The organism is Pseudomonas sp. NPDC087803 (assembly GCF_044742995.1).
GTDB lineage: Bacteria > Pseudomonadota > Gammaproteobacteria > Pseudomonadales > Pseudomonadaceae > Aquipseudomonas.
In genome coordinates, this window is the sequence record NZ_JBIUVO010000137.1 from 1 (window position 1) to 384 (window position 384).

1 protein-coding gene is annotated in these 384 nt (G+C 55.5%); it reads right to left on the reverse strand.

All coding sequences use genetic code 11. The features are described from left to right. Nucleotides 1-264: 264 nt before the first annotated feature. Nucleotides 265-384 (reverse strand): 30S ribosomal protein S15 (locus tag ACIOUG_RS26910; RefSeq protein ID WP_401070196.1); only part of this gene is annotated, 120 nt, incomplete at its 5' end.

The window sequence follows — 384 nt, forward strand, 5'->3', positions numbered from 1 at the left end:
ATTCCAGTTCGGCCAGTCTCGAGGGTAACGGTCGACTGACCGAACTGGAATTTTTTGATTACCGGGTTCACGGTGTCCTACCTTCTTTGTGGCTCTTGGGGGAACTGGTTTCTTGCGAAATTCTTGGGCAATGTCGGGAATCGGCCCGCTGACTGTCCGGGTAAAACGGTAGTGCAGATAAAACTTGAGGCTGGGAGCCTGCCAGCCACCAGCGGAAAACCGCTGATGCCTGACAGACAACCAACCTCATAGCGCAATCGCTGATTAGCGACGCAGACCCAGGCGGCCGATCAGAGCGCTGTAACGGCTCAGATCTTTGCCTTTCAGGTAGTCCAGCAGCTTGCGACGCTGGTTTACCATGCGGATCAGACCACGACGGGAGTG